The 25,027-nt window shown below is 41.9% G+C and carries 19 protein-coding genes; all 19 read right to left on the minus strand.

Features of this window, described 5'->3' with window-relative positions; genetic code table 11:
- Nucleotides 1-64 precede the first annotated feature (64 nt).
- The gene (locus NQ117_RS05710; protein WP_258277015.1) at nt 65-1,030 is read right to left on the minus strand and encodes a patatin-like phospholipase family protein; all 966 of its coding nucleotides are present in this window, start codon (nt 1,028-1,030) and stop codon (nt 65-67) included.
- A 328-nt stretch (nt 1,031-1,358) separates the two neighbouring features.
- Nucleotides 1,359-2,957: a family 10 glycosylhydrolase gene (locus NQ117_RS05715; protein ID WP_258277016.1), complete on the minus strand. Its 1,599-nt coding sequence runs from the start codon at nt 2,955-2,957 to the stop codon at nt 1,359-1,361.
- Between the two features lie 87 nt (nt 2,958-3,044).
- Nucleotides 3,045-3,470, minus strand: a complete 426-nt coding sequence (gene mntR, locus NQ117_RS05720) for a transcriptional regulator MntR (RefSeq protein WP_144991717.1) — start codon at nt 3,468-3,470, stop codon at nt 3,045-3,047.
- Nucleotides 3,471-3,691: 221 nt separating this feature from the next.
- Nucleotides 3,692-4,408 carry a cytochrome c biogenesis CcdA family protein gene (locus NQ117_RS05725; RefSeq protein ID WP_258277017.1) on the minus strand — a complete coding sequence of 239 codons (717 nt, stop codon included), beginning with the start codon at nt 4,406-4,408 and terminating at the stop codon, nt 3,692-3,694.
- Between the two features lie 47 nt (nt 4,409-4,455).
- Nucleotides 4,456-5,259 carry a metal ABC transporter permease gene (locus tag NQ117_RS05730; protein ID WP_258278179.1) on the minus strand — a complete coding sequence of 268 codons (804 nt, stop codon included), beginning with the start codon at nt 5,257-5,259 and terminating at the stop codon, nt 4,456-4,458.
- Between the two features lie 40 nt (nt 5,260-5,299).
- Nucleotides 5,300-6,046 (minus strand): metal ABC transporter ATP-binding protein, encoded by a 747-nt coding sequence (locus NQ117_RS05735; protein WP_258277018.1) that lies wholly within the window; start codon nt 6,044-6,046, stop codon nt 5,300-5,302.
- A gap of 83 nt (nt 6,047-6,129) precedes the next feature.
- Nucleotides 6,130-7,137, minus strand: a complete 1,008-nt coding sequence (locus NQ117_RS05740; RefSeq protein ID WP_258277019.1) for a metal ABC transporter substrate-binding protein — start codon at nt 7,135-7,137, stop codon at nt 6,130-6,132.
- A gap of 269 nt (nt 7,138-7,406) precedes the next feature.
- Nucleotides 7,407-9,407 (minus strand): methionine--tRNA ligase, encoded by a 2,001-nt coding sequence (gene metG / locus NQ117_RS05745; protein ID WP_258277020.1) that lies wholly within the window; start codon nt 9,405-9,407, stop codon nt 7,407-7,409.
- Nucleotides 9,408-9,901: 494 nt separating this feature from the next.
- Entirely contained in the window at nt 9,902-10,234 is a 333-nt protein-coding gene (gene yidD / locus NQ117_RS05750; protein ID WP_258277021.1) for a membrane protein insertion efficiency factor YidD, read from the minus strand.
- A 6-nt stretch (nt 10,235-10,240) separates the two neighbouring features.
- Nucleotides 10,241-10,672, minus strand: coding sequence for a Fur family transcriptional regulator (locus tag NQ117_RS05755; protein WP_258277022.1), 432 nt, complete (start codon nt 10,670-10,672; stop codon nt 10,241-10,243).
- A gap of 184 nt (nt 10,673-10,856) precedes the next feature.
- Nucleotides 10,857-13,133, minus strand: a complete 2,277-nt coding sequence (locus NQ117_RS05760; protein ID WP_258277023.1) for a copper amine oxidase N-terminal domain-containing protein — start codon at nt 13,131-13,133, stop codon at nt 10,857-10,859.
- A gap of 296 nt (nt 13,134-13,429) precedes the next feature.
- On the minus strand, nt 13,430-15,070 hold the full coding sequence (gene nagZ / locus NQ117_RS05765) for a beta-N-acetylhexosaminidase (protein ID WP_258277024.1): 1,641 nt from the start codon (nt 15,068-15,070) through the stop codon (nt 13,430-13,432).
- A gap of 37 nt (nt 15,071-15,107) precedes the next feature.
- Nucleotides 15,108-16,715: a response regulator gene (locus NQ117_RS05770; RefSeq protein ID WP_258277025.1), complete on the minus strand. Its 1,608-nt coding sequence runs from the start codon at nt 16,713-16,715 to the stop codon at nt 15,108-15,110.
- Nucleotides 16,712-18,631, minus strand: coding sequence for a cache domain-containing sensor histidine kinase (locus NQ117_RS05775; protein WP_258277026.1), 1,920 nt, complete (start codon nt 18,629-18,631; stop codon nt 16,712-16,714). The genes NQ117_RS05770 and NQ117_RS05775 overlap by 4 nt, the downstream gene beginning before the upstream one ends.
- Before the next feature lie 104 nt (nt 18,632-18,735).
- A complete protein-coding gene (locus tag NQ117_RS05780; protein WP_258277027.1) occupies nt 18,736-19,566 on the minus strand; it encodes a carbohydrate ABC transporter permease in 831 nt (276 codons plus the stop codon).
- On the minus strand, nt 19,566-20,447 hold the full coding sequence (locus NQ117_RS05785) for a carbohydrate ABC transporter permease (protein ID WP_258277028.1): 882 nt from the start codon (nt 20,445-20,447) through the stop codon (nt 19,566-19,568). The genes NQ117_RS05780 and NQ117_RS05785 overlap by 1 nt, the downstream gene beginning before the upstream one ends.
- Before the next feature lie 132 nt (nt 20,448-20,579).
- The gene (locus NQ117_RS05790; protein WP_258277029.1) at nt 20,580-21,950 is read right to left on the minus strand and encodes an extracellular solute-binding protein; all 1,371 of its coding nucleotides are present in this window, start codon (nt 21,948-21,950) and stop codon (nt 20,580-20,582) included.
- A gap of 259 nt (nt 21,951-22,209) precedes the next feature.
- Nucleotides 22,210-23,757, minus strand: coding sequence for a class I adenylate-forming enzyme family protein (locus tag NQ117_RS05795; RefSeq protein ID WP_258277030.1), 1,548 nt, complete (start codon nt 23,755-23,757; stop codon nt 22,210-22,212).
- Nucleotides 23,754-25,010: a type III PLP-dependent enzyme domain-containing protein gene (locus tag NQ117_RS05800; RefSeq protein ID WP_258277031.1), complete on the minus strand. Its 1,257-nt coding sequence runs from the start codon at nt 25,008-25,010 to the stop codon at nt 23,754-23,756. The genes NQ117_RS05795 and NQ117_RS05800 overlap by 4 nt, the downstream gene beginning before the upstream one ends.
- Nucleotides 25,011-25,027 lie beyond the last annotated feature (17 nt).

Genomic DNA, 25,027 nt, shown 5'->3' on the forward strand with positions numbered 1-25,027 from the left:
ACTCTGTGCAAGCGTCTACGTCAAATTCATGATCCTGACATGTACAGTTTGCGTAGCAACACCGTTATTTTCGTAGTTGCTTCGTATGAAGCAGTTTTTGTTCATATTGCTTTTCATCCCACTCGTGGAAGAACTCATTACCACTTAGCAAGCCAGACTCAAACAAAGCCAGACTCTTTTCAAGCGTAATATTGAATTCCGTTATTCCTACACCAAGGGTAGGAATCTTGACCGTCCGGAAACGGTTATGATATTCAATGTATCGCTCATCATGAGCAGATATCATCGTATCGACGATTGCCTGAAGCATCGATATTACCCCGTTGATTTGATGAGGTTGATTCGGTGTCTTGCCAACCATTTGAAAACCAACCGTAGGTATAAGCCTTCTTGTTTCAGGATGGCAGTCATCATCGAATAGCCATAGCGGGAAATTGCTGAGCATCCCCCCATCGACTACATAAGTAAATTGCTGCTTGAATGCCTTCTTTCTGTCAGCCGACAAACTCTGTCGCAATATAACGGGATCAAAGAAATAGGGAATACTCGTGCTCATCCGCACTGCCTTACTTACTGAAAAGCGCTTGGGGTTTACTCCATATTGCACCATATCATCAGGCAGCACCATCAATCTTCCGTTTGTAATATCAGAAGCAATAATACGCAACTGATTGTCTTCCAAATCCCCAAATGTCCGCACGCCTTTGGCTTCTAGTAAAGAACACATCCAGCGTTCAAGTGCTTCTCCTGAATAAAGCCCTTTTTTCACTAACAAGCGCATTGCAGGTCCAATCCATTTGACATTAAATATAGGTGACCTCTTTAGAAAAGAAGAAAATGGCATGTCGATAATTAGACGCTTCATCTCATCCGCACTGTAACCAGCCGCGATTAAAGAAGCAACGATTGACCCTGAAGAGGTCCCTGCAACTTTTCGAAACTTTATTCCTTTTCGTTCAGCCGCTTTAACAGCTCCAACCAATGAGATTCCCCTTACACCCCCACCTTCAAACACACCATTGATATACATTGGCGCAAAATCCTCCTCACGCTGCATACGCCATCTATGCAGGCATCGTAGTTGTTTAGTCGATGTGTATGAGTGGAAGTGAGTATTTATGATCAATAGAAAAAGGAAAGAACCATATGGTTCTTTCCTTGAGTATTAGTATAATGAATGCCTTGCGTTGGCACTATCGTTTATACGTGGTGAGTGAATCTCCCCATCCACCCACCTATAAATCAGTTCCCCGTAAAAAATATATAGTATGTTTCGACTGACATGTTGTTAATTTTACTCAGAAACTAGAGACCATCTATGTGTACCACCTGTAAGTTAAAAGGAATAGAATGAGAAATTATTGCTTTGTCTCTGCATCTTGCTCAGCGTAATATGAACTTAATTGGTCTGCCACTTGCTTTGTATTTCTCATAATATCTTTTGCACTGAAGAAAATACTACCTTCAATATCCCCATTGTATCTTTCATTGTAACGAAGCTGTTCTATTAATATCTCAGCACTTGACCAATCTTTTTCTTTCGGATCTGCTAATTTATAGGCAGCATGACCAATGTACAAGTCAACATCTGTTCCTTCCGTCTCTTTCATCCACCAATCGACCAAAGTATCGTAGGAAGCTGCTTTATGTCCAATATGCCAATAAATTTGTGGTGCTACATAATCGATCCAGCTGCTCTGAATCCATTTGCGTACATCTGCATGCAAGGAATCATAGCTGGTCACCCCTGCACTCGTGGCCGATCCTGTTGGGTCTACACTTTTATTTCGCCACACCCCAAATGGACTAATGCCAAATGAAACATTCGGTTTGGTTTTTTCAATACGCTCAGATAACTCTTGCACGAACAGGTTGACATTGTTGCGTCTCCAATCGTTCTTGTTGTTGAATACTTTGTTGTATGTACGATATGACGCATCATCTTGGAAAGGCTCACGTTCCTGTCCATAAGGATAGAAATAATCATCTAAATGAACGCCGTCAATATTATAATTTTCCACGACTTCCATTATCGAATCAAGGATAAATTCCCTAGCCGCTGGAACTCCCGGATTAAATAGCAGCTTGCCTGAATGCTTTACTACCCAATCTGGGTTTTTGCGTGCAGGATGATTTTCGACTAATTTATTTACATCGCCTTGCACACTGATTCGGTAAGGATTGAACCATGCGTGGAATTGCATGCCTCGCTTATGTGTTTCTTCCACCATAAAGGCAAGCGGATCATAGCCAGGATCTTTTCCTTGCTTGCCTGTCAACCACTCCGACCACGGAAGCATATTTGAAGGATAAAATGCATCCGCTGTTGGTCGAACTTGAACAAATACGGTATTCAAACCGGATTGCTGCAGCTTATCCAACAATGCTGTATATTCCTGCTTCTGCTTCTCTGCATCGAAAGATTTTCGCGGGTCACTTGGCCAGTCAATATTGTACACGGTCGATATCCATGTACCACGCAATGCAGGAATCTCAATTACTTCGCCATCTTCCATCGTCATAAATACGGTGCGTGAACTAGGATCCCAGTGTACGGCAACACCTAAATTTTCACTCACAAAACGTAGTGGAACCATTACTCGTCCTGCCTTCATTTGGGCACTTACATCCAACGGCTTCCGTTGGCCATCTACCATTGCAGAGTCACTGCCTTCCTTTAATACAATGGTACGACCATTTTTCTCAAACATTACTTCTTTGCTTGAAGGATTCCAATCCACTGTAGCTCCTATACCTTCCCCTATCGTGCGAAATGGTAGCATCGTCACGTTCTTAGAAGGAATAATATAAGGAGGAACATCACTTTTCAAACGTTGATCATTTAGTAAAATCTTAATTTCATTGGATTTCTCGGCAAAAGCTTGTACGGGCATAATCGTCGTACTCAGCAAAGCTGCAGTACAAGCAATGGCCAGTATACGTTTTTTTATACTCATATTTGTACTCTCCCATTTCATAAAATACAAACCTATATATACTTAGACGTCAAAAATAAAGCATCTGTTTCGGTAGAAACAGATGCTTTAGGAATCATTATCTAATTCACTCTGGATTCGGCGCAAATCCGCTATACGAGTAGGGTCCTGATTGAAATAAGCAACCAATGCTTCGATACAAGTAATGGAATTCCAACTTAGATGATGTTCGATGCCTTCTACATCTTGATAAATAAGGTCTTCTTGTACACCTATCGTAGTAAGAAAATCCTCCAACAGCTGATGTCTATCCACCAAGCGCTTGCCAATTTTCTTCCCTTTACTAGTAAGTACCAATCCACGGTACTTTTCATATATTAAGTACTGATCCTTATCCAGCTTTTGAATCATCTTCGTTACTGATGAAGGATGTACTTCTAGCCCTTCTGCAATATCCGAAACTCGGGCATATCCTTTTTCATCGATTAATTTGTAGATGCGCTCCAAATAATCTTCCATACTGGGTGTTGGCATCATTTTCCCTCTTTTCCACTTCAACATCATCTTCTGCCACAAAGGCTCTTCTAGTTTACATGGTTTGCCCTGCAAGTTCAACCTTAGTTGAACCATCTGCTACTACTAGCATTTACCTTCTGTCCATCTTGTCTTACATGTTATGTAAAAATGTATGACTGCAAAAGGAAAATAACAATAGCTGCATGCTATAGATGAGCTTGCAGCTACCGATATTCATATTACATTAAATTGTACAGCCATTCGGGTGTTACCCCTTGCAACCAAGCGTTCATTCTCGCCATCTGATCCGTGAACAACAAGACCCCCATCACAATCATCAACACTCCGCCTGCCTTCATAAGTCCTTTTGAATATTTCACAAGCCAGCGTGTTGAACTAATGAAGAAGCCAAGTACAAAGAAAGGCAACGCAAACCCAATTGCATAAACGGTAGACAGCCAGAACCATGAACCTGGATCTTGTGCGGCTAAACCAAGTATAGCTCCAAGTATAGGTCCTACGCATGGCGACCAGCCTGCTGAGAAGCCGATACCGAACAAGAATGAGCCACCATAACTCCCGCGCTTGCCTGCAACGTTCCATTTGCGTTCCTTCATTAATAGCTGCGGCTGAAAGACACCCAACAGCATTAATCCCATCGCGATAATGAAAATCGCTGCGACTTGCCGTACCAGTTCACGATACTGGACAAGCATCGAACCGAATACGCCAGCTACTAACCCTAGCGTGTAAAATACGACGCTAAAGCCGAGGATAAAGAACAGTGTATGAAGCATAATCTTCTTACGAACATCCCGCTTCGACTGCTCCTCTTTTAATTGCTGCACAGACATACCTGTAATAATAGATAAGTACGATGGATAGAGCGGCAAGCAGCATGGAGAAAAGAAAGAAGCTATTCCCGCTAAAAATGCAATGCCAATTGAAATCGTCATGCATATGCCTCCACAATTGAAACATGATGTGAACTACTCTATCCAGTTTATACCTTTACCCCTCGACGTACAAGCATTGTCACAATTAGGACCATGATGAGCAGCAGAACAATAGTCGCTCCAGGAGCCAAATTCCAAACACCTGCAACAAGCAGTCCTGCAAAAACAGCCAATTCGGAGATAAACACCGATATAATAATCGCTTTTCTGAAGCTGCGTGCCATTAACAAGCTAATTGCCACCGGAATCGTAAGTAAAGCCGATACGAGCAAGGCGCCAACAATTTTGATTGCTGCGCTAATAACAAGCGCTGTCAGGACTATCATGGCTATGTTTAGCCACTTTACAGGAAGCCCATTAACAGCAGCCGCATCTTCATCAAAGGTAAGCAAGAACATCTCTTTGTAAAAGACGAGCATAAATCCGACTACAATTACGGTGACACCACCAATAACGAATAAATCCGCAGTAGCGAGCGTATAAATGCTGCCAAAGAAATAGCTTGATACATTAGCATTAAAGCTCATTCCAAGCGTGAAAAATAACGAAGCTAGCGCTACGCCTCCAGACATAATGACCGCTATCGACAACTCTGCATACGTCTTATACGATTTACGCAGCTTTTCCACCGCGATCGATCCAATCAACGCAAAAATGAGCCCCACTGCAAGTGGATACACATTAATTAAAAATCCTAATGCAACACCAGCGATCGTTACATGAGCAAGCGTATCCCCGATCATAGATAATCGACGCAGCACGAGGAACATCCCCATTAAGGGAGCTGTAATTCCTATTAAGAGCCCCCCCATTAGAGCTCGTTGAAAAAATTGAGATGATAATAAATCCATTAACATAGTTAGTCTCCTACTCCTAACGAGAACTTCTTACTTAGACGAACACGCCGTGTACGAAGTCTTCTTCTTGACACACTTGCTCGTGAGAATGCTTTCGATAAAAACTAAACTTGCCTGCACGATGTACAGGCTCACTTCCTAGCCATGCATTCACCATTTCCATATCATGAGACACCATAATAATGGTCATGTTGTGATGCTCATGTAAATGCTGCAGCAAATTAAAGAAATCACGCTGAGTCTCAGCGTCAATACCTACCGTAGGCTCATCCAGAATTAGCAGTTCCGGTTTATTTACCATAGCGCGCGCAAGAAAGACGCGCTGTTGTTGACCGCCTGACAGCTGACCTATCCGCTTGTTCGCCAAGTTCTCGATGCGCATTACTTTCATGGCATCTTCAATCTTTGTACGATCAGCTTGCGACAAGCGACGGAACATCTTACTACGGCTGAACACCCCAGACTCGACCACTTCCATAACCGTTGCTGGGAACAGAGGATTAAAGTTGTTTTTCTGCGGCACATATCCAATGCGCTCCCATGATTTGAACTGCTGGATTGGGGTATTAAATAAGCGAACTCCCCCTGCAGTTGGCTTTAATAAGCCCACCATTAGGCGCATTAACGTCGTCTTACCTGCACCATTCGAACCAATAACCCCAACAAAGTCTCTTTCATAAATTTCAAAGCTTATATCTTGAAATACATGCTGATCTTCATACTTAAAACCGAGCTGATCCAATGTAACGACCTGATTATGACAGGCACGATTGTCACTCATCTATTGTCACTTCCTTAATCCGAACGACGTACGGTGAATGATATCTTACGTACCATTCACCGTAATCGATTCATTACCATTTATTATTGCAATGCCTTCAGCAAATGCTGGAGATTGCGTTCCATTAGTGTCAAATAATTATCTCCTGCTGCTTCCTGCTCTTTTGTTAATCCTTCTAGCGGGTTCAGCACAAGTGTCTCTACATTTGCCTCACTAGCCAGCGTCTTCGCCAATGTATCCGATACAAGCTCCTCAAAGAAAATGTATTTGATCTGTTTCTCTTCAACGAGCTTTGTCAATCGTAAAATATCTTGCGCACGCGGTTCAGCGTTAGGCGCGATTCCCATAATCGCATGCTGATGGATATCATAATCACGAGCTAAGTATCCAAATGCATGGTGTGAAACAATAATATCTTTTTTAGTTGTTTGTTTGATGGATTCCGAATATTGCTTATCCAGTGCAACAAGCTTATCATGAAGTTGTTTATGACGTTCTTCATAGTAGACTTTATTGCTGCTGTCAGCATCAATTAGTGCTTGTTTCACATTTTCCGCCATTACGATTGCCGACTTAGGACTCACCCATGTATGAGGATCAATTCCACCTTCATGACTATGTCCTTCCTCATTTTCTTGATGATGCTCTGATGCTTCATTGTGTCCTTGTCCATTGTCATGCTCATGACCATGTCCAGACTCTTCCTCAGCATTAGTCCCCTCGATTAACGAAATCCCTTTGCTTGCTTCAATTAGCTTCACCTTAGAATTGTTATCCAATCCATTTTTAAAATCGCCAATCCAGCCTTCGAATCCAGCACCCTGATACAGCATAATTTGTGCTTGAGAAACGTTCTGAAGGTCTACACTCTTCGGTGTCCAATCATGAGGCTCAACACCAGATGGTATTAAGTTCATAACGTTAACATGCTCTCCGCCGATCTCTTTAGCCATATAATATAGAGGGTAGAAACTCGTAACTACATTCACTTTACCTTCCTCTATTTGTACGGTTGAAGAATTCCCGCAGGCAGTTGTCACTATAATGACAGCTCCCAGCAGTATCGACAACCACGTCTTGCTTTTTTTCATCTGAGCAACTTCCTCTCTCCAAATCACCTGTTGAAATTTAATCTTAATAAAGGAGCAATGAAACTAGCTCACTCTTTTTCGTAATGATTACTATTAAGATTATAGACACCTACCTACCATGTGTCAACCAAAATGATATCCAATTAAGCAGGATTGTTGCTTATGCATATCGTAGTATTCCCGTTAAAGTAAAATGGAAGAACCTCTGTCTTTCTTCGATTCGGAAGAGAAGACAGAGGTTCTGTATACATAGCTTGTTTCAATGTAACTTATTTTACAACTGCACCATTTGGCATTGAATCTGGAACTGTTGCAAGCGTTAGCTGGCCTTCATGAGATGCAGCCAGCACCATTCCTTGAGATAGCACACCACGCAGCTTCACTGGCTTCAAGTTAGTCACAACAATAACTTTACGTCCGATTAACTCTTCAGGACGGTAGTATTGAGCAATACCAGATACAACTTGGCGCTCCTCAAATCCAAGATCGAGCTCCAAGCGAAGAAGCTTATCCGCCTTAGGCACTGATTCCGCATGCTTCACTTGTGCCACACGAAGTTCTACCTTCGCGAAGTCATCAATGCTGATTTCTTCTTTCAATTCCACCGCTTCAACAGCTTTGCTTGCGTTTTGAGCATCTGCTGCTTGTGCCGCAGTTTCCGACTTCGCAGCAGACGCCTGTTGAGCACCGCCGCTCATACTTTCAGCAATTGCTGCCACTTCTACTTCTACTTCCAAACGAGGGAAGATCGGGTCACCTTTCACTACTTTCGTGCCAGCAGGAATGACTCCGAATGTGCGCAATTGCTCCCATGTCGCATGTTCTTGATTAATGCCTAATTGAGACCAGATGCTTGCTGGAGTTTGCGTTAGGAACGGCTGAAGCATTGTTGAAATGATTCGCAGGCTCTCTGCCAAGTGATTCATTACAGAAGCCAACTCAGCACGATTTGCCTCATCCTTAGCAAGCGTCCAAGGCTGTGTTTCATCAATATACTTGTTTGAACGACTTACAAACTGCCACAATGCTGTTAACGCAACGGAGAATTCCATCTTCTCCATTGATTCTTCAAAGCGATCAACGGTTTGAACAGCGAACAATTCCAAGCTCTCATCGTAAGCAGTCACTTTGCCTTCGTAGGATGGAATAACGCCATCGAAATATTTATTAATCATAGCAACTGTACGATTTAGCAAGTTACCAAGATCGTTAGCCAAGTCAAAGTTTACGCGCTCTACGAAACTTTCTGGTGTAAAGCTGCCATCTGAACCAAATGGAACTTCACGCAGCAAGTAATAACGAAGTGCATCCAGACCATAGCGATCGATCAATACGACTGGATCAACGACATTACCTTTAGACTTGGACATTTTGCCGTCCTTCATAAGCAACCAGCCATGACCGAATACTTTCTTAGGCAATGGAAGCTTCAACGCCATTAACATGATTGGCCAATAAATCGTATGGAAACGAATAATCTCTTTACCAACTAAGTGCACATCTGCTGGCCAATAGCGGTCATACAACTCTGTATTTTCCGAACCATATCCCAAAGCTGAAATATAGTTGGATAACGCGTCGATCCATACGTAAACAACGTGCTTCGGATCACCTTTTACTTTAACACCCCACTCAAACGAGGTGCGAGATACAGCAAGATCCTCAAGACCTGGCTTGATGAAGTTGTTTATCATTTCATTTTTGCGGGATTCCGGCTGGATAAAATCAGCGTGCTTTTCATAGTACTCCAACAACTGATCCGCATATTTGCTCATACGGAAGAAATAGCTTTCCTCTTTCACCAGTTCCACGGAACGGCCGCAATCTGGGCAATTGCCATCTGTCAGCTGACGCTCAGTAAAGAACGATTCACACGGAGTACAATACCAACCTTCGTATGTACCCTTATAAATATCATCTTGTGCAACCAATTGATCAAAAATTTGCTGAACAACTGCTTTATGGCGATCTTCTGTAGTACGAATAAAGTCATCATAGGAAATATCGAGCTTTTTCCACAGATCCTTAATGCCTGATACGATGTCATCTACAAATTGTTGAGGTGTTTTTCCAGCTTCAGCTGCTTTGCGCTCAATTTTCTGACCATGCTCATCAGTGCCTGTCAAGTAGCGCACATCAAAGCCGCGAAGACGCTTGTAGCGCGCCATTGCATCCCCTGCTACCGTTGTATAAGCATGACCAATGTGCAGCTTATCACTTGGATAATAAATAGGTGTAGTGATGTAGAACGTATTGCTAGGTTTAGACATTTTACTTCCTCCTTGTAAATCACATCTATATCTATATAAGTTGGAACACACAGTAAACCATGTACCGAACGCGGACGCAAAAAAACCCTCATCCGCTTGGGACGAGAGTTAACCTCACGTGGTACCACCCAAATTTCTGACACCATCTGATACAAACTTCCGTTTGCAAGATTAGCCAGCTTCATTGTCGCTGCATTCAGGCAGCACAGCATTCGATAACGGGAATGACTCACTGAAAGCTCACTATGTTCAAGCTCTTAATGAAAATAAAAGAGTTGAAAATCCGCTCGCCTCCAGAACCTCCGAGACCATCTTCCATCGTGTAGCTATACCGGCTCACACCAATTCCCGGCTCTCTGCAATAGCACAACTATGTACTCATCTCATCATCGGCATCAGATATTCATATACATTTGCAAATGAACACATTATTACTCAATATAGCTTGAACAGCGTCCATCTGTCAATTCTCATACATCCATTTCTAAACTTCATCAGCTCGAATTGGCTCCCGACTGGTTAGAACGACCTGAATCATTGAAAGGCCCAGATTCAACATTTCCTTCTGATTGTCGGGCTTTCTTATCTTCATGCTTAGGCGGCACAGGATCATAACCACCACGATGAAAAGGGTGACAACAGGCTATTCGTTTCATTGCCAACCATGAGCCCTTCGCAGCACCATGAACATCGATTGCTTCCAACGCATATTGCGAACAAGTCGGATAGAATCGGCAGCTAGGCGGCTTCAATGGTGAAAGAAATCGACGATAGAAATGGATCGGTGCCTTTAGCGTAACCACAGTCCATGTCGCTGCTCGTTTCATCTCCTATTACACCTGCTCTTCCTTGTATTGACAAGTCTCACAATATCCAAACACCTCAAACTTGTGCTTTACAACTTGAAAGCGTTCAGGTACATCCGTTAATGCTGGCATCGGACAATAATGAATAGGATACGTCTTCTCACATTGCAAGCAAATCACATGATGATGATGGTGGCTTGCCGAGCAGTGTGCTCTGAATTTCATTCCATCCTCAAATATAACCTGTTCAAGTACGCCTAATTCATGCATCACACGCAAATTACGGTATACCGTATCAAAACTAAGGCCCGAATATTGCTGGCCCATATAGTCATATACATCTTTCGGTGTCAAATAACCTTCCGTCTCAGCAAAGAGCCTAGCTAATGTGCGACGCTGCTCTGTAATTCGCAAACCTTGGCTCGACATCTCTTGCAGCATTTGCTCAGTCTTAAGCATCTTCGTCCCCCCTATCTTTATAATGCGTTAAGGTTGACACCTTGTCAAACAAGAAGAAAGCCGCTGCAATTTGCAGCGACTTCCTAAATAGAATTGATAGCAATAAAACATTTATAATGCCAAAAATTAAATTTGCTATTTATAATTGATTGTACTTTGCATCGTCAGTTGTTAGAACACATGCTTACGTACGCTTCGGCGGAAGCTGAGTCATAAATATATTCAGTGGCATATAACTTGCAGCAGCCGGTGTAAACCAAATCTCAACCTTCTCTTCACGATCCCCGGTACGGTAAATCGGTGTTGCTTCATCTTTGCTTTTCAAAATCCCGTTAATTGGTAACCCAATTTCCTGACCGTTAACTAGGATGGAACCCGAGTACTGGCCACCGCGGGCGTTAACACCAATTAGTGTATTTGGCGCAACTCGCTCCAACACGATACGATACAACACACCATAATTACCTGCATTGTCCACATCTTTATTGGAAGTTGTATCCCAACCACCAATCTTTTTATCCGATTTGTTGTCTCCAATTACAATACGCGAAGATTGCTCTCCCACTAGATCGGAAACTGTCAGTGTACGGTCTGCATTGTTGAACGATCCACGAATGTGCGTACCATCTGACGGAAGTACCTGCAATTTAGGCAATTCTTTCCAAATATCCTTGCTTGCATCTAGCGCAATGATCTGATATTGCAAGTTGCTATCTCCTAAGAAATCAGCATACATCGTGAATACTTGCTGCGGCTTAATCGCTTTGTTGCTCATCTCAGTCATTAATAGTGCAGACTGTTTAGGCTTCAACGTTTGCTCCGAGATAATACCATGCTCACGGAACGACTGGAAGTAGCGCTGCGCTGCTGCTTTACCTGTCTGCTGTGGATGTAGACTTGGTCCCGCTGTACCAGCACGCTCTACTCGAACGACTGCATCTTCATCGGAAACATTCTTAACTACAACATACAGTTTGATGTCTGTAGACTTCGCATTTTTATGATGTAGTAGAATACGAGTTCCACCTGCAATATGGTCTTGATAAAGGATACCGTCTTGAACGATGGATTCCGGGCTATTGGAACGGTACAGTGTACGCTGGCCATGACGCAATTGCGGCAATAGTTCCTTCATTCCAAGAACAGTCGATCCATCTATTGGATAAACATGACCGACTTGCGTGTATACTTTATTGAACTCTTCAAATGTATATAATGTTTCATTCGTAACTGTAATAGACTTCGTAATTTCTGCCGACAAACCATGCTTGTCTGTCACTCTCAACGTTACTTGATGCTCTCCAGGAGTAAAGAACGCTTGCTTATTGTTCGTCCATTCTACCTTTTCAATGGCATCTTCATCGTCATAACTTTCATTCGAATATTCGATCAGTTCACCCATCTTATACTGACTCTTATTCGTCGAAAAGTCTACAACTGGCGGCATATTAGGCGGCTGTACGTTAATTGTAACACTGTACGGCTCACTCCATACTCCTTTTTCATCCAGCACACGAAGTGAAATCACGTATTGACCTGCCTCAGAATAGAAACTCTCTAGACCCGTCCACTCATAATCAATAATTTGCAATCCACGCGGGTGGAAGGATTGATTCTCTACCACTACTTCTGTTTGGCCTGCAAAAACATGTTCAGGAGTTACTTTGAACTTAGCTACAGGTGCTGAAGACATTTGCACAATAATACGCTTAGTTTGTTGCTCCCACTCATACTTGATCTGCATAGCTTGAAGAGCAGACGTTAATGGGACCATAAACGTATTGTTCTGCAAGTAGGAAGCACCGCTCATTTTAGTTGATTCGCCATTGATTCGATAAACATTAGAGTTAGCTTTATAGCGCAGCTCGCGATCTCCCTGCCTTATAATCGTTTCTTTTGTTGTATTATCGAAGTCTAGCTGAAAGCCAAAACGCTCTACCAAACCACGAACTGAAATGTAAGATACACCTTTTTTAACGGTAATAGGCTCTTTGGAATAATAGGTCACATTATTATGCACAATGACATTGCTGTTCGCCAAAATAACGAGCACATCTGATCCATAAATCGTCGTATCTATATTATGTTCGACAGACTTTGGTTCCGTTGTGTTCGGATTTTCAATCGATGAACCATCCGTTGCATTAGGATCACCGTTTGCTCCTTCAGAAGGTTGACCTGTTTCTATAGATGTAGAACCATCGACATTAGGATCTACAGTTTCTCCATTCGTTGCCCCGCCTTCAGTCGTTCCATCGTTATTCAATTGCTCCGTACCATTCAAATCTTGTCCATCAATTGGTGGCTGGGAACCATCTACAGATTGCGGACCAAAAGTTTGAACTTGTGTAACATCATTCATTTCTCTCTGCTCTAATGCACTAGCTACCGGCAACACAGCAGCACATTGCAGCGCTACTAATGCCATAGCAACCGTGCGTTTCCATCTAAAATGACTCATTCCTTCGCTCCTAACTCCTAAAGTATTCCTCGTCTGCACTCGTAACGTCGTTGGACCGATCCTCTTGTTCAAGGAGACATAGTAATAGACGTTACGATGAATAGAAAAGTTTCTATAAATATGCTCATTTGTCCAAAGACACATTCTACCTTTCTTGACAGAACAATGCCTTTTATTATACCTGAATCGTCCCTATTAACCTAGCACTATTTAACACCTATGCAAAATAATCACACAATAAAAGGCCCGCATCTTATACTTAATGCGGGCCTCAGCATTATGGCTGAAAAATTCGACTAAGCTATCGGTTGTTTGCTATCGTTTAAACCAAATCCATAAGGATAATCAGCATTAATGGTAACAGGAAGTTTACCTTCGGCTTGTTTACGACCAACAAGTACTTCTGCTAATGCCGTCATCGAAGCAGGACGATTCTCGTAGCAACACAAGTACGTTTTCACAGCGTCAAACTGATTCAAATCATATGGATTACGAGTCGATGCCACAATAACCCGCTCGTGGTTATCAACTAGTTGCTTTACAATCTCGACTTGCCCTTCATGAAGCTGGGATACCGCATTATAAGTCATGATAACAATTTGCTCATAATCGGCAGCAAATTTGACTGTAGCAGCAACTTCATCGGCATCTGGGTACGTTCCAATTCGATATTCAGTAACATCTCCAATATACGGCTCCAATGCTGTGGCAGTCGTATACTTCTGTACAATTGGCTCATCAACTTCTGTACGCTCACGTACTTCCGGCCAAATAACCAACGTTTTCAATTCAGATTGAAGCGGCAACAGACCATCATCTTTAACAAGTGTAATACTTTTTTCACAAATTTGCTCTACAACCGCCTTCGCATTTACTGTAGCAAATTGCGCAGCAAAATCAGCTGTTATTTCAGATAATACGTCCATTTGACGATTCTGCTTCAATTTAAGGATACGTTCTACAGACGCGTCGATTTGGGCTTCCGAAATGCGGCCAGCACGAGCAGCAGCAACAAGCGCTTCAATGGCAGCTGTCTGTTCTGCAAATCTATGGCTAATGAGTACAATGTCTGCACCCGCCTCAACAGACATAACTGCACCCTCAGCAACACCATACACGTCAGAGATTGCTTTCATTTCCAAACAATCCGTTACAATGATACCTTGGAACTGCAGTCTATTGCGCAACAAGTCCGTTAGTACTCGGCGTGACACAGTAGCAGGACGTTGTTCAGGTTCAAAAGCAGGGAACATCACATGTGCTGTCATAATAAGATCAACACCTGCTGAGATAGCTTGAACGAATGGAACAAGTTCTAAATTAGTCAATCGTTGTTCATCATGCGCCACAGATGCCAAGCCATAGTGGGTGTCTACTGCTGTATCTCCATGTCCTGGGAAATGCTTCGCTGTAGCAGATACATTCGCATCCTGAAGACCGCGAATCTGAGCATTTCCAAGCTGTGTAACCAAATCAGGGCGTTCACCATACGAACGAACCCCAATAACTGGATTGTTTGCGTTGTTGTTGATATCCACACTTGGGGCAAAATTCATATTAATCCCCATCTTCAATAGCTCTTCTCCGCAAATACGTGCTGCATCGTATGCCAGCTGCGCATCGCGTGTTGCACCTACAGCCATATTTCCTGGGATCAATGTAACATCGTCCCAGTCTATACGGGCAACCATTCCACCTTCTTGATCGATACAAACAAATAACGGAATATCTGTTTGCTTCTTAGATGTCAACTGAAGATCAAGCGATAGCTTGCAAGTTTGCTCTTTGTTCTCAAGATTCCGACGGAAATAAATAATGCCACCGACATGATACTTTTCAATTAGCGTCGTGATGTTCTCATCAACGACATAACCATTAAAACCACACATAACCATCTGACCGATTTTCTGCTCCAGCGTTAGTTCATTAATATTCATAATGAATCCCATCCTTATGAAATAATATTTTTATAGTTTATACACTTGAACTCTTAGCTTCTTTCTCACGATATTCTGAAGGCGTCAACCCTGTATATTTCTGAAACACTCTGGAGAAATATCGACGTTCTGAATATCCGACCAAGCTGCCAATCTGGGTGATGTTCTTATCGGTCATGAGCAACATGGATTTTGCTAATTCCATACGCTGTTTGGTTACATACTCAACAAAGGTCTCGCTATAATAATTTTTGAACAATAAACTAAAATAACTGCAGCTTATGCCCAAATAATCAGCAATCTCATCAATACCAATATCTGAACTTAAATTGCGTTGAATATAGTCTTTAGCAGCTATCATCATCAGCTCGCTAGACTTTTTATTCATCGCATGTTCCTTCGTTTGTACAACAAGCTGAGAAATGACGACCATTAAATCTTTAACACTTACACAGTGCTGAAGTCTTTCCCATGCCTGCTCTTCTTCTTGCTTACTAAGCAGCTCTAGTTCACGCATTTCCCTCAACAGATGAATGATAACGTAGTGTAGGAACTTCTCAGCACGCACAATAGAATGCTCTGACATTTGCAGAAGACTAGATTGAAGTGCCGCAAGGCCTTGTTCAATCTTCTTTTTATCGTTCTGCTTCATTCCTGATACCATTTCCTCTACTGGCTGCCACTGTGATACAGAAGCTACTTGTCGAGCGATGGAGCTCTCATCAACGGATACAAGTACTTCAATATCAGGATGTAAAAGCAGGACACGCTGGAGACGCTTGAACGTACTCGACAAGCCCGTCATCGGTACAGGCCCAGAATCCCACGCAAGACTGACTGTAAACTTGATGTGATTGCGTACTGCATCTTGAATCATTGATGCCCAATTCGCCACATCATGTTCTTCAATTTCGAAGCGATCTTTATAGAATTGGACCAGAATACACCATTCGCCTTCACGTGTTTGAAGTACAGCATACTTAAGCCATTCATCACCTTGTAGCGCGTCTTGCAGGACATTGCGTACAGCAAAATTCCAAAGCCTGCGCTCATTATCACTCCAAGAAACCGTCTGCTGTGCGTATTGATCCAAGTCTACAAGCAACAGTGTATATACAAGCTGATCAGCCTGATCTTTATCATCTACAGTAAAATAACTAGGATGACCAGCAGAGAAGCCCATAATCACATCAAACATCATCTTCTCATAAGCAAGACTAATGACTTTGCCCCAACGACGCTCAGCCATTTTCTTCTCTATCTTGCGATTACGTATAATATCTGCGACTTTACGTACTGTATTTTCCAATTCTTCGTAGTTAATAGGTTTTAAAATATAATCTCTTACACTGTGCTGAAGTGCTATACGAGCATATTCAAACTCCTGATATCCGGTCAGCATGAGCACTTCTATTTCTCCGCCCAACTGCCTCACTTCCTTCAGGAATTCCATCCCGTCCATTACTGGCATACGTATGTCACATAGAATCAAATCAGGCTCATGCTCTCGGACAAGGTTCAGCCCTTCTACTCCATTACGAGCAGTACCTACAATTTGAATTTGCATATCTTCCCACGGGAGCACAATTTTCAAGTTGTTTAGGATTGGAACTTCATCGTCAATTAAAATAGCCTTCACAATCATTTGTTCTCACCCTGCTCATATCTCGGTATAGTACATTGTATGATCGTTCCTTCATTAGGAGCCGAACAAATAAACAACCCATATTGACTACCATATTGGATGCGAATGCGATCAGCCACACTTCGTACGCCTAATCCACGACGCTCCATATTTAACGCTTTTTCTTCTTGTGGAATTAGCGATTTCGAATCATCGTTCTGCATATACTGGAATCGCATTAATTGTTTTGCGGGAATTCCTACCCCATTGTCTTCTACTTTCAATATTATTCTTCCATCCATCGAACATGCCGATATGCGAATCAAACCTGTATAAGAAATGCCATCAAATCCATGTTGAATGCAGTTCTCAACAAGTGGCTGCAGCGTTAATTTTTGAATCATACAGTGCATTAACTCCTCAGGCACATCGAACTCAAAATTAAATACATCCTCAAAGCGAAACTTTTGTATTTCCAAATAGCTCATCAAATACTCTAGTTCCTGACGAATTGTAATTTCTTCTTTGTCCTGAATGCTAATGCGCAATATATTTCCCAACCTATGTACCATATGGCTAACTTTTCGGCCTTCATTCTGGATTGCCAGCACATTGATCGATTCCAATGTATTGAATAGAAAATGCGGCTTGATTTGAGCTTGAAGTACGCGCATTTCAGCTTTATTTTTCTGCTGCTGCTCTTGCTTCACCTGGTCTAGCAAATCAGTTACCCTGTCAATTAGGCGATTGAAGCCACGTGATAACAAGCGAAGTTCATCTTGTCCTTCCTCATCTACACGCGCTTGCAAATCTCCATCCTCTACTCTTCGCATGAATCTCACCGTACGAACGATATGCTTCGTAACCCGATTCATGAACAAAAATAGAAATAGAAGGGCTCCCAACACACAAATAAGCATAATGATCGATACCCATTTAATATATTCCGTCATCTCATTGGATAAGGAATTCCAAGAGCGGACAGATACTAGATGCCAACCGTATTCTGGAATCTCATAAAATGAAAGTACACTATCCTGATCATTAAACTTGTCTTTGTAACTATGATAGCCTTCCTTCATCTCCATCGGCTTATCTAAATAATTAGGAAGTTTATTACCGTTCAATTTCTTTTCATTATCGAACAATATCAACCCATTCTCGTTAACGATGAAAAATCTAGAATTCCGCATTTGTTCCACATGATAAAAGTTATTGAAGAAGGTCTCTATATCCCAATCATTTACTTGAACGATGAGGACACCTAAGTTTTTGAGCGTGTACAAATCCTTAACTACTTTAATTTGTGTAAACACTTGCTCAGATCCCGTAAGCTCAGGTATTTCATTTGGTCCAAGCCAAACAGGCGCCCCCTTACTATTCATAACCTCATCATAAATAGGGTGTTTGACAAACTCTTCGAAAGGCATCGTTTTAAAGTTTTCTTTGGCGAATATTGGGATAATGTCAGTATAACCTGATCCTGGATAATATGTATAGCCTTTTAGATTATACAAAAAGGCATAACTAATAGAAGGATGATTGAACAACAGCCGCCGAAATACCTGCTGTCGGTCATTCATCTCTAAATAGTCAATTCCTTTTAAGCCTGTCACCTTTATAGGCTGATGATCGTTGGCCTCTCCGTTTTCCTTTATATCCTCTTCTGCGCGAACCAAGTCTTGATCTTTCGCATTCGGAGATATTAGCGCCAGTTGAAATATGTTATTGGCTATACCGTTATCAATAATTTTTTCAACTTCCTTAAATACGGACTGGATGCTATGCCCCATCGCCTGCATAGAAAATTCAGTCTGCTCACTATACTTCTTCTCTATCATTTGAAACGTAATTGTAAACGTTATCGTCCCCAATAAAAATAAAGGGATAATGATCAGAAGAACAAAGCCGCTAAACAATTTATAACGTAAGTTCATTCTTCTCACTACCCCTTTAGTCTCTATTATGTGGCGAACCTTTTCCAGTTTACCACGCCATAGAGAACAATTCACTTGTATTATTCGATTATTTTCAACTTTTTTTATCCTTTTACTCCGCCAGCTGTTAGACCTTCAATAATCTTCTCTTGCAAGAATGCATAGATGACCATTACAGGAACGACACTGTATACGATACCAGCACTCATTTGAGCATAGTTCGTATTGTAAGCATCACGGAAGCCTACCATACCTACCGGCAATGTACGCCATGTATCATCACTCAGGAAGTAGTTCGCAAGCAAGAATTCATTCCAGTTACTCATAAAGTTTACGATAAATACGGTTACTAATGCTGGAACACTCAACGGCATCACAACTCTAGTAAAAATACCAGGTGCTTTCAATCCGTCGATAACAGCTGCTTCTTCAATCTCTGAAGGTATAGATCGCATAAACGCAGCCAATATAATAACCGTAAATGGAATTGCAGACGCTGTGTAAGGGAGAAGCAACGCCATTGGTGTATTCAACCAATCAAGTTGTTTGAGAATACCATATATCGGCAACAGCAAAGCGTTACCTGGAATTAGCAATCCTAGTAAGATAAATTGGAAAGTAAAGAAACTCAGCTTGTTATAACGCATACGAGTAATTGCAAATGATGCAAGCGAGCCAATAATCAATGTAACTATTGTAGCTACAGTTGAAATCCATAAACTGTTCCAGAAGTATCCGCCAATATTCGCATTTACCCATGCTTTCACATAATTGTCCCAAGCGAATTCCGTTGGAATCCCAAACGGATTGCTAGAAATCGCACCGTTGTCTGTTTTAACAGATGAGAATAGGACGAATAAGAATGGGAATAAAATAATGAGCAAGTACCCTAGTAGGAAAATATGGTTTACACTTTTCTTTAGTTGTTTGACCATTAGTATTCAATCCTTTCTGCTCTACGTGCAATCAAGAACTGATATGCAAGCGTAATGAGGAGCGTGAAGATGAAAATAAGGACTGAAATACTGTAACCATAACCGTATTTAAAGCTTGCAATCGAGTGTTTCATCATATACGTTGTCATAACATCAGTGGAACCAGCAGGTCCACCTTTCGTCATTACGATAATAATATCCGCTGCTTTCATTGCACCAGCAATGGAAAGCATGATAACTACCGACACGATCGGCATAATCAATGGAACTGTAATTTTGAGAGCTCGTTGAATACCTGTTGCTCCATCGATCATAGCAGCTTCATCTAATTCTTTAGGAATAGAGAGGATTGCCGCCAACACCATAACGATATAGAAGCCTGTCCATTGCCAAGCGTTTGTAATAAGAATCGCGATCATTGCCCATTTTTCATCGGACAACCACATGATCGGATCAATGCCGAACACTCCCAAAATCTTGTTCAACAAACCGACATCCGGGTCATAGATGAATCCCCACAAGATACCGATTACCGCTGTAGACATAACAGATGGCATAAATACTGCCGTCTTATATAGACCTCTCAAACGCTTGACATTGGAGATGAGCAGTGAGAAGAAAATAATTAACGGAACTTGGATGAAACAAGAGAACAAAATAAAGAATCCGTTATTTTTGACCGACGCCCAGAAGTCAGCCTTGCTCATCACTCTAATATAGTTATCGAATCCGATAAACTTGTAGTTCGCAAATCCGTTCCAGTTCGTAAAACTATAATAAATAGCTACGATTACAGGATAAATAAAGAAGGCAATAAACAGTACGAGTGCTGGAAGCAAAAATAAGAAATACGTGATTGGATTTCTAAGTGCTTGATTCATGATTTCCCTCCGTCCGTTCCAAATATCGAGAGATGTACCCCGAAATAACAGACTATAATGTAGAGAGCACCACCCCCTGCTAAGTAGGGCGGTGCTCTTGTAGTAGATTTATTCTACTTTTTGTATGAATAATTATTGAGCAGCGTTTGCCTCATCTTGAACTTTTTGTACTTCGTCGCCCACTTGTTGAGGTGTTGCTTGACCGCTGATCATTTTTTGAATCTGTTGGCTAAGTGCTGTGTTCACGTCTGCTTGTACAAGAGCGTCAAACGCAGGCCATGTGTATTTAACTTCGCCCATTTGAGCTAGAATCGCTTCAAGCAATTCATTGCCTTTAGCTGTTTCGTTCAACTTCGCTTGTTCGACTTTCATAGAAGGAATAACTCCATCTTCTTTCAAGCCACGAAGCTGCATTTCTTCATTGTACAAGTTTTTGATGAATGCTTTGATAGCTTCACGTTTCTTTGGATCATCGATCGCTTTTTGAGAGAAGGCATAACCGTTGTTAGAATCGAACATGATGCTGTATCCATCGCCTGCATTAAGAGGAGGCATCATGAAGAAACCAACTTTTTCAAACATTTTACCAGACTGAGCTTTGTCAGCAAATACAGAAGTAGCCCATGATCCGTCATACATCATAATTGCTTCTTCGTTGATGATCTGGTTACGTTGTGTAGCGTACTCAAGACCAAGTTCACCTTGTTTGAAGTAGCCTTTTTTCAACCACTCATCATGCTTAGCGAACGCTTCGATCATTTTCGGATCGTTCCATTTTGTTTCGCCTTTAGCGAAGCCTTTAGTAACTTCAGCACCTGCGTAGTATGTCCACAGGTTGTTTGTTGTCATCAAAGGAACCCAAGCATCTTTGGAAGCAATAGCGAATGGAATTTTGCCATCCTTTTTCACTTTCTCAGCAATAGCATCCAATTCAGCCATTGTTTTAGGAATTTCGATTTTGTTCTTCTCGAAGTATTCTTTGTTATAGAAGTAACCTTCGATAGAAGCACCTACTGGCAAGCCGTAGATTTTACCGTCCTTCTCCCATTGTGTATGAGATAGGAATTGATCCTTGATACCCAACTCATCAAGAATTGGAGCGATATCAGCAACTAGTCCGTTTTCAGCATAAAGCTTAACGTCTGGGCTACCGAAAGCGTCGAAAATATCAGGTGGATCTCCGTTTGTCATTTCTGCGCGTAGTTTTTCTTTACGGTTAACTTCTGATTCAACACCGTCCAACTTAACGGACAAACCAGCAATTTCACCTTCTGTTGTCTTAACTACGTCTTGCAAAATGTTAAAGCGGTTTTTCTTCGACTCACCTACTTGCGTATGGCGAAGCTTCAATTCAAATGGTTCACTGCTTGTTTCTGCCTTCTTTTCTGTCTCAGGCGTTGTTGTTCCATTTGAAGAACCTTCTTTAGCTCCTCCGCCGCAACCCGTTAAAGCAGTTGTAGCGATGAATAAAAGTGTCGTTAATAGTACTAGACCTTTTTTCATCTCATGACCTCCCTTAAAGTTTGTTAAGGTTTTTTAATACGCTTTCATTATAAACCGCGATGTTAATACTTGTAAGGATGATAATTCGACAGCAGAGGGATAAAATTATCTACTATCCAAATAAAATGGTGCACCTTAACAAAAAAAGACCCCCATCGAACGACTATAGAACTAGTCTATAAGCCATCTGAGAGTCCATATCTACTATAAAACGCACCTTTTTACAATTTCATCCTAGACCTTCATACCTATACATATATTAAGTAGTCTGATTATGAAATGATTCTATTGATATTTTAAGTACCTGCTTATCAATCTTCCCATTCAAAGTAGTAGGTAGAGCATCAAGTACGACTATCCGTTCAGGCAGCTTATAGTACTCCAGGTGTTCTGCCATAAACAGCAGCAGTTCTCGCTCTCCTACCTGTCCTGTAACAGCAAGCACACATTCATGGTGCTCATCTGGCTTCAATAGAACAGCCAGCCGAACGCTTGGATGACTCAACGCTGTCTCTTCAATTTCAATTGCACTCACACGATACCCTTGCTGTTTGAATACATCATCAGATCTGCCCTGATAATAAAGATAACCCTCTTCATCTGTATAGAAAAAGTCGCCTGTGTACAAGTACCGTTCACCCGTATCTTTTGCGATACCGAATCTTTTAGCTGTAAGCTCAGGAAGTTTCCAATATCCTGACATCACATGAGGGCCGCTAACGACAAGCTCACCTGTTTCAAATGGTTCAGCCTCGCAGCCCTCCTTATTTATCACTTTACAAGTAGTACCAGGAATAGGCTTGCCAACCGAACCAACCTTCACACGCGCCTCTTCAGCTGGTAAAATAGCAACCCGCTTACACTCCGTCAACCCATACATCAAGAATATACGGCACTGCGGGTATAAATGGCTTAATGAATCCACATAGGAAGATGGGAAAGCAGCACCCGTATTGGTTACAAAGCGCAAAGCTGGCAGTTGAGAACGTGGCCTTTGCGACAACTTCAGCAGTCCGTCCGCCATTGCTGGCATCAACGGAAGACCTGTAACTCCCCAAGCGTAGAGCTTTTTCAGCCACATTGGGCCAATATCCTTCTTATGACCTAAGGCCAGCGTAGCTCCTTCATAACAGACTAGAAACATCTGATACAAACCGTAATCAAAAGAGAGTGGCAAAAAGTTTCCGATGATATCATCATGCTGTACTTGCAAACATTGCTGAATGGAGGAGGCGGCAAACAAAACCTGTTTATGAGTAGATATAACCGCTTTTGGATTGCCTGTACTTCCAGATGTATAAATGAATAACACAGGATAATCCGAAGTTAACTCCACTTCTTGTCGTGAGAACATCCCCTGATCTGCATCAGCGAGCTTAGGCTGCTCGTTCTCTAAACTAAACAGCTCCCATAACGATGCCTCATCAGCCGCGTCCAGTACCACAACCGTCGAAAGCCCAGCGTCCAACAAACCAACTATAGATGATGACGCAAAAACGATTATCGGTTCACAATCACTGACAATATAAGATAAGTTTTTGCTCTTCAATTCTTCATGTATAGGTACAAATATGGCACCAAGTCGAGAAGCAGCAAATAATGCCGCAAGTACAAAGCTGCTGTTTGGCATTGCACACAGAATGCGGTCTCCAGCTTGCACGTCTTTCGTTTTCAACCATCTGTACAATTGGCTGCTCCTTTTCATCAAGTCAGCATAACTCCATGAAGAGGAATCTGTAATGACTGCCACTTTGTCCGGATAACGAGATGCCGCATCATCCAGCAGTTCATGGATATATTGGTTCATCGTAATATCGACTCCTCCCTAAGCGGACTGATCAAACTAATGTCACGAAGTGTGCCATCATGTGTGAGCAGCAATTCCGGGGGCAAACGATGGGATAAAAAGTGGACATTCGCATACGTAAGACCATACGCACCAGAATGGGAGAATACAATCAAATCTCCTAGATTGACCTTTTCAAAATCAACACCGCTTTGCATGACATCCATAGGTGTGCAAAGTGGACCTACTACGGTATACGAGGTGGACTTTAGATGTTCGCCAGATATCTCAACGTCTCCATCAACCGATATTTTGATTAGTGGAAGTGGTTTCTTAAATGTCCTTCCTAGACCAGCACGTTGATTCGTCCCACCGTCAATGATTAAATAATTTTTGTCCTTGGATTGCTTCGTATATAATGCGCTTGTCACGAAATACCCCATGCGAGATACGATATAACGTCCGGATTCAATAAATACGTTAGAAATTTCAAGATCTGCATGCTCATTCAACTTCTGCTGCAGCATCTGTTCATACATTTCGATTGAAAATGGTTCATCTTCAATAAATGCTGGAACTCCATAACCACCGCCAAGACCAAGCGTAGTAAGCTGAAACTGATAAACTTGCTGCAGCTGTCGATACCAATAGAGCATCCGCTCTGTAGCTTGTTCATAATACTCGATACTAAAATTTTGGGTACCTTGATGTGTATGAATACCAACAAGCTTAAGATGGTTGCACTCATTAATAAAAGACACGGCTTGTTCGATACATTCTTCATCAATGCCAAATGGGCTTGCCCCACCGCCTGCTGCCATGCGAGAACCTGTTGAATCAAGACTTAAATTCAGTCGCAGTGTTATCGATGCGACAAGGCCGAGTTGAGCAGCAACTTGCTCCACGACTGCCAGCTCTTGCAAATGCTCTACGTTAATAATTCCGATACCTTTACACAAGCAAATTTCAATATCCTTTGCCGTCTTACCCGGACCTGTAAATACGATACTCGCCACATCCGCTCCTAGTTCAATGGCACGTTGAAACTCACCAATCGAAGCAATCTCCAACTGTGCACCCCATTTTAGCAAGTGCTGAATAAGAATTGGATTCGGATTCGCTTTCATAGAATAGTACAAAGACACAGATGATGGTAGATGATTGCGCAGCTGTTCATAATCCAACTTCAGTTGAGCTTCATCGAATAAATAGAAGGGCGTCCCATATTGAGCACTTGCTGTATTGAGCGCTTGAATAATTCTATCATTCATCATTTTCATCTCCAATGCGT

Source organism: Paenibacillus sp. SC116, from assembly GCF_024733555.1.
GTDB lineage: Bacteria > Bacillota > Bacilli > Paenibacillales > Paenibacillaceae > Paenibacillus_B.

Excerpts from the sequence above, each read along its gene's own strand:
- NQ117_RS05710 (WP_258277015.1), bottom strand. The coding sequence starts at position 1,030 with ATGTATATCAATGGTGTGTTTGAAGGTGGGGGTGTAAGGGGAATCTCA.
- NQ117_RS05715 (WP_258277016.1), bottom strand. The coding sequence starts at position 2,957 with ATGAGTATAAAAAAACGTATACTGGCCATTGCTTGTACTGCAGCTTTG.
- mntR (WP_144991717.1), bottom strand. The coding sequence starts at position 3,470 with ATGCCAACACCCAGTATGGAAGATTATTTGGAGCGCATCTACAAATTA.
- NQ117_RS05725 (WP_258277017.1), bottom strand. The coding sequence starts at position 4,408 with ATGACGATTTCAATTGGCATTGCATTTTTAGCGGGAATAGCTTCTTTC.
- NQ117_RS05730 (WP_258278179.1), bottom strand. The coding sequence starts at position 5,259 with ATGGATTTATTATCATCTCAATTTTTTCAACGAGCTCTAATGGGGGGG.
- NQ117_RS05735 (WP_258277018.1), bottom strand. The coding sequence starts at position 6,046 with ATGAGTGACAATCGTGCCTGTCATAATCAGGTCGTTACATTGGATCAG.
- NQ117_RS05740 (WP_258277019.1), bottom strand. The coding sequence starts at position 7,137 with ATGAAAAAAAGCAAGACGTGGTTGTCGATACTGCTGGGAGCTGTCATT.
- metG (WP_258277020.1), bottom strand. The coding sequence starts at position 9,407 with ATGTCTAAACCTAGCAATACGTTCTACATCACTACACCTATTTATTAT.
- yidD (WP_258277021.1), bottom strand. The coding sequence starts at position 10,234 with ATGAAACGAGCAGCGACATGGACTGTGGTTACGCTAAAGGCACCGATC.
- NQ117_RS05755 (WP_258277022.1), bottom strand. The coding sequence starts at position 10,672 with ATGCTTAAGACTGAGCAAATGCTGCAAGAGATGTCGAGCCAAGGTTTG.
- NQ117_RS05760 (WP_258277023.1), bottom strand. The coding sequence starts at position 13,133 with ATGAGTCATTTTAGATGGAAACGCACGGTTGCTATGGCATTAGTAGCG.
- nagZ (WP_258277024.1), bottom strand. The coding sequence starts at position 15,070 with ATGAATATTAATGAACTAACGCTGGAGCAGAAAATCGGTCAGATGGTT.
- NQ117_RS05770 (WP_258277025.1), bottom strand. The coding sequence starts at position 16,715 with ATGATTGTGAAGGCTATTTTAATTGACGATGAAGTTCCAATCCTAAAC.
- NQ117_RS05775 (WP_258277026.1), bottom strand. The coding sequence starts at position 18,631 with ATGAACTTACGTTATAAATTGTTTAGCGGCTTTGTTCTTCTGATCATT.
- NQ117_RS05780 (WP_258277027.1), bottom strand. The coding sequence starts at position 19,566 with ATGGTCAAACAACTAAAGAAAAGTGTAAACCATATTTTCCTACTAGGG.
- NQ117_RS05785 (WP_258277028.1), bottom strand. The coding sequence starts at position 20,447 with ATGAATCAAGCACTTAGAAATCCAATCACGTATTTCTTATTTTTGCTT.
- NQ117_RS05790 (WP_258277029.1), bottom strand. The coding sequence starts at position 21,950 with ATGAAAAAAGGTCTAGTACTATTAACGACACTTTTATTCATCGCTACA.
- NQ117_RS05795 (WP_258277030.1), bottom strand. The coding sequence starts at position 23,757 with ATGAACCAATATATCCATGAACTGCTGGATGATGCGGCATCTCGTTAT.
- NQ117_RS05800 (WP_258277031.1), bottom strand. The coding sequence starts at position 25,010 with ATGATGAATGATAGAATTATTCAAGCGCTCAATACAGCAAGTGCTCAA.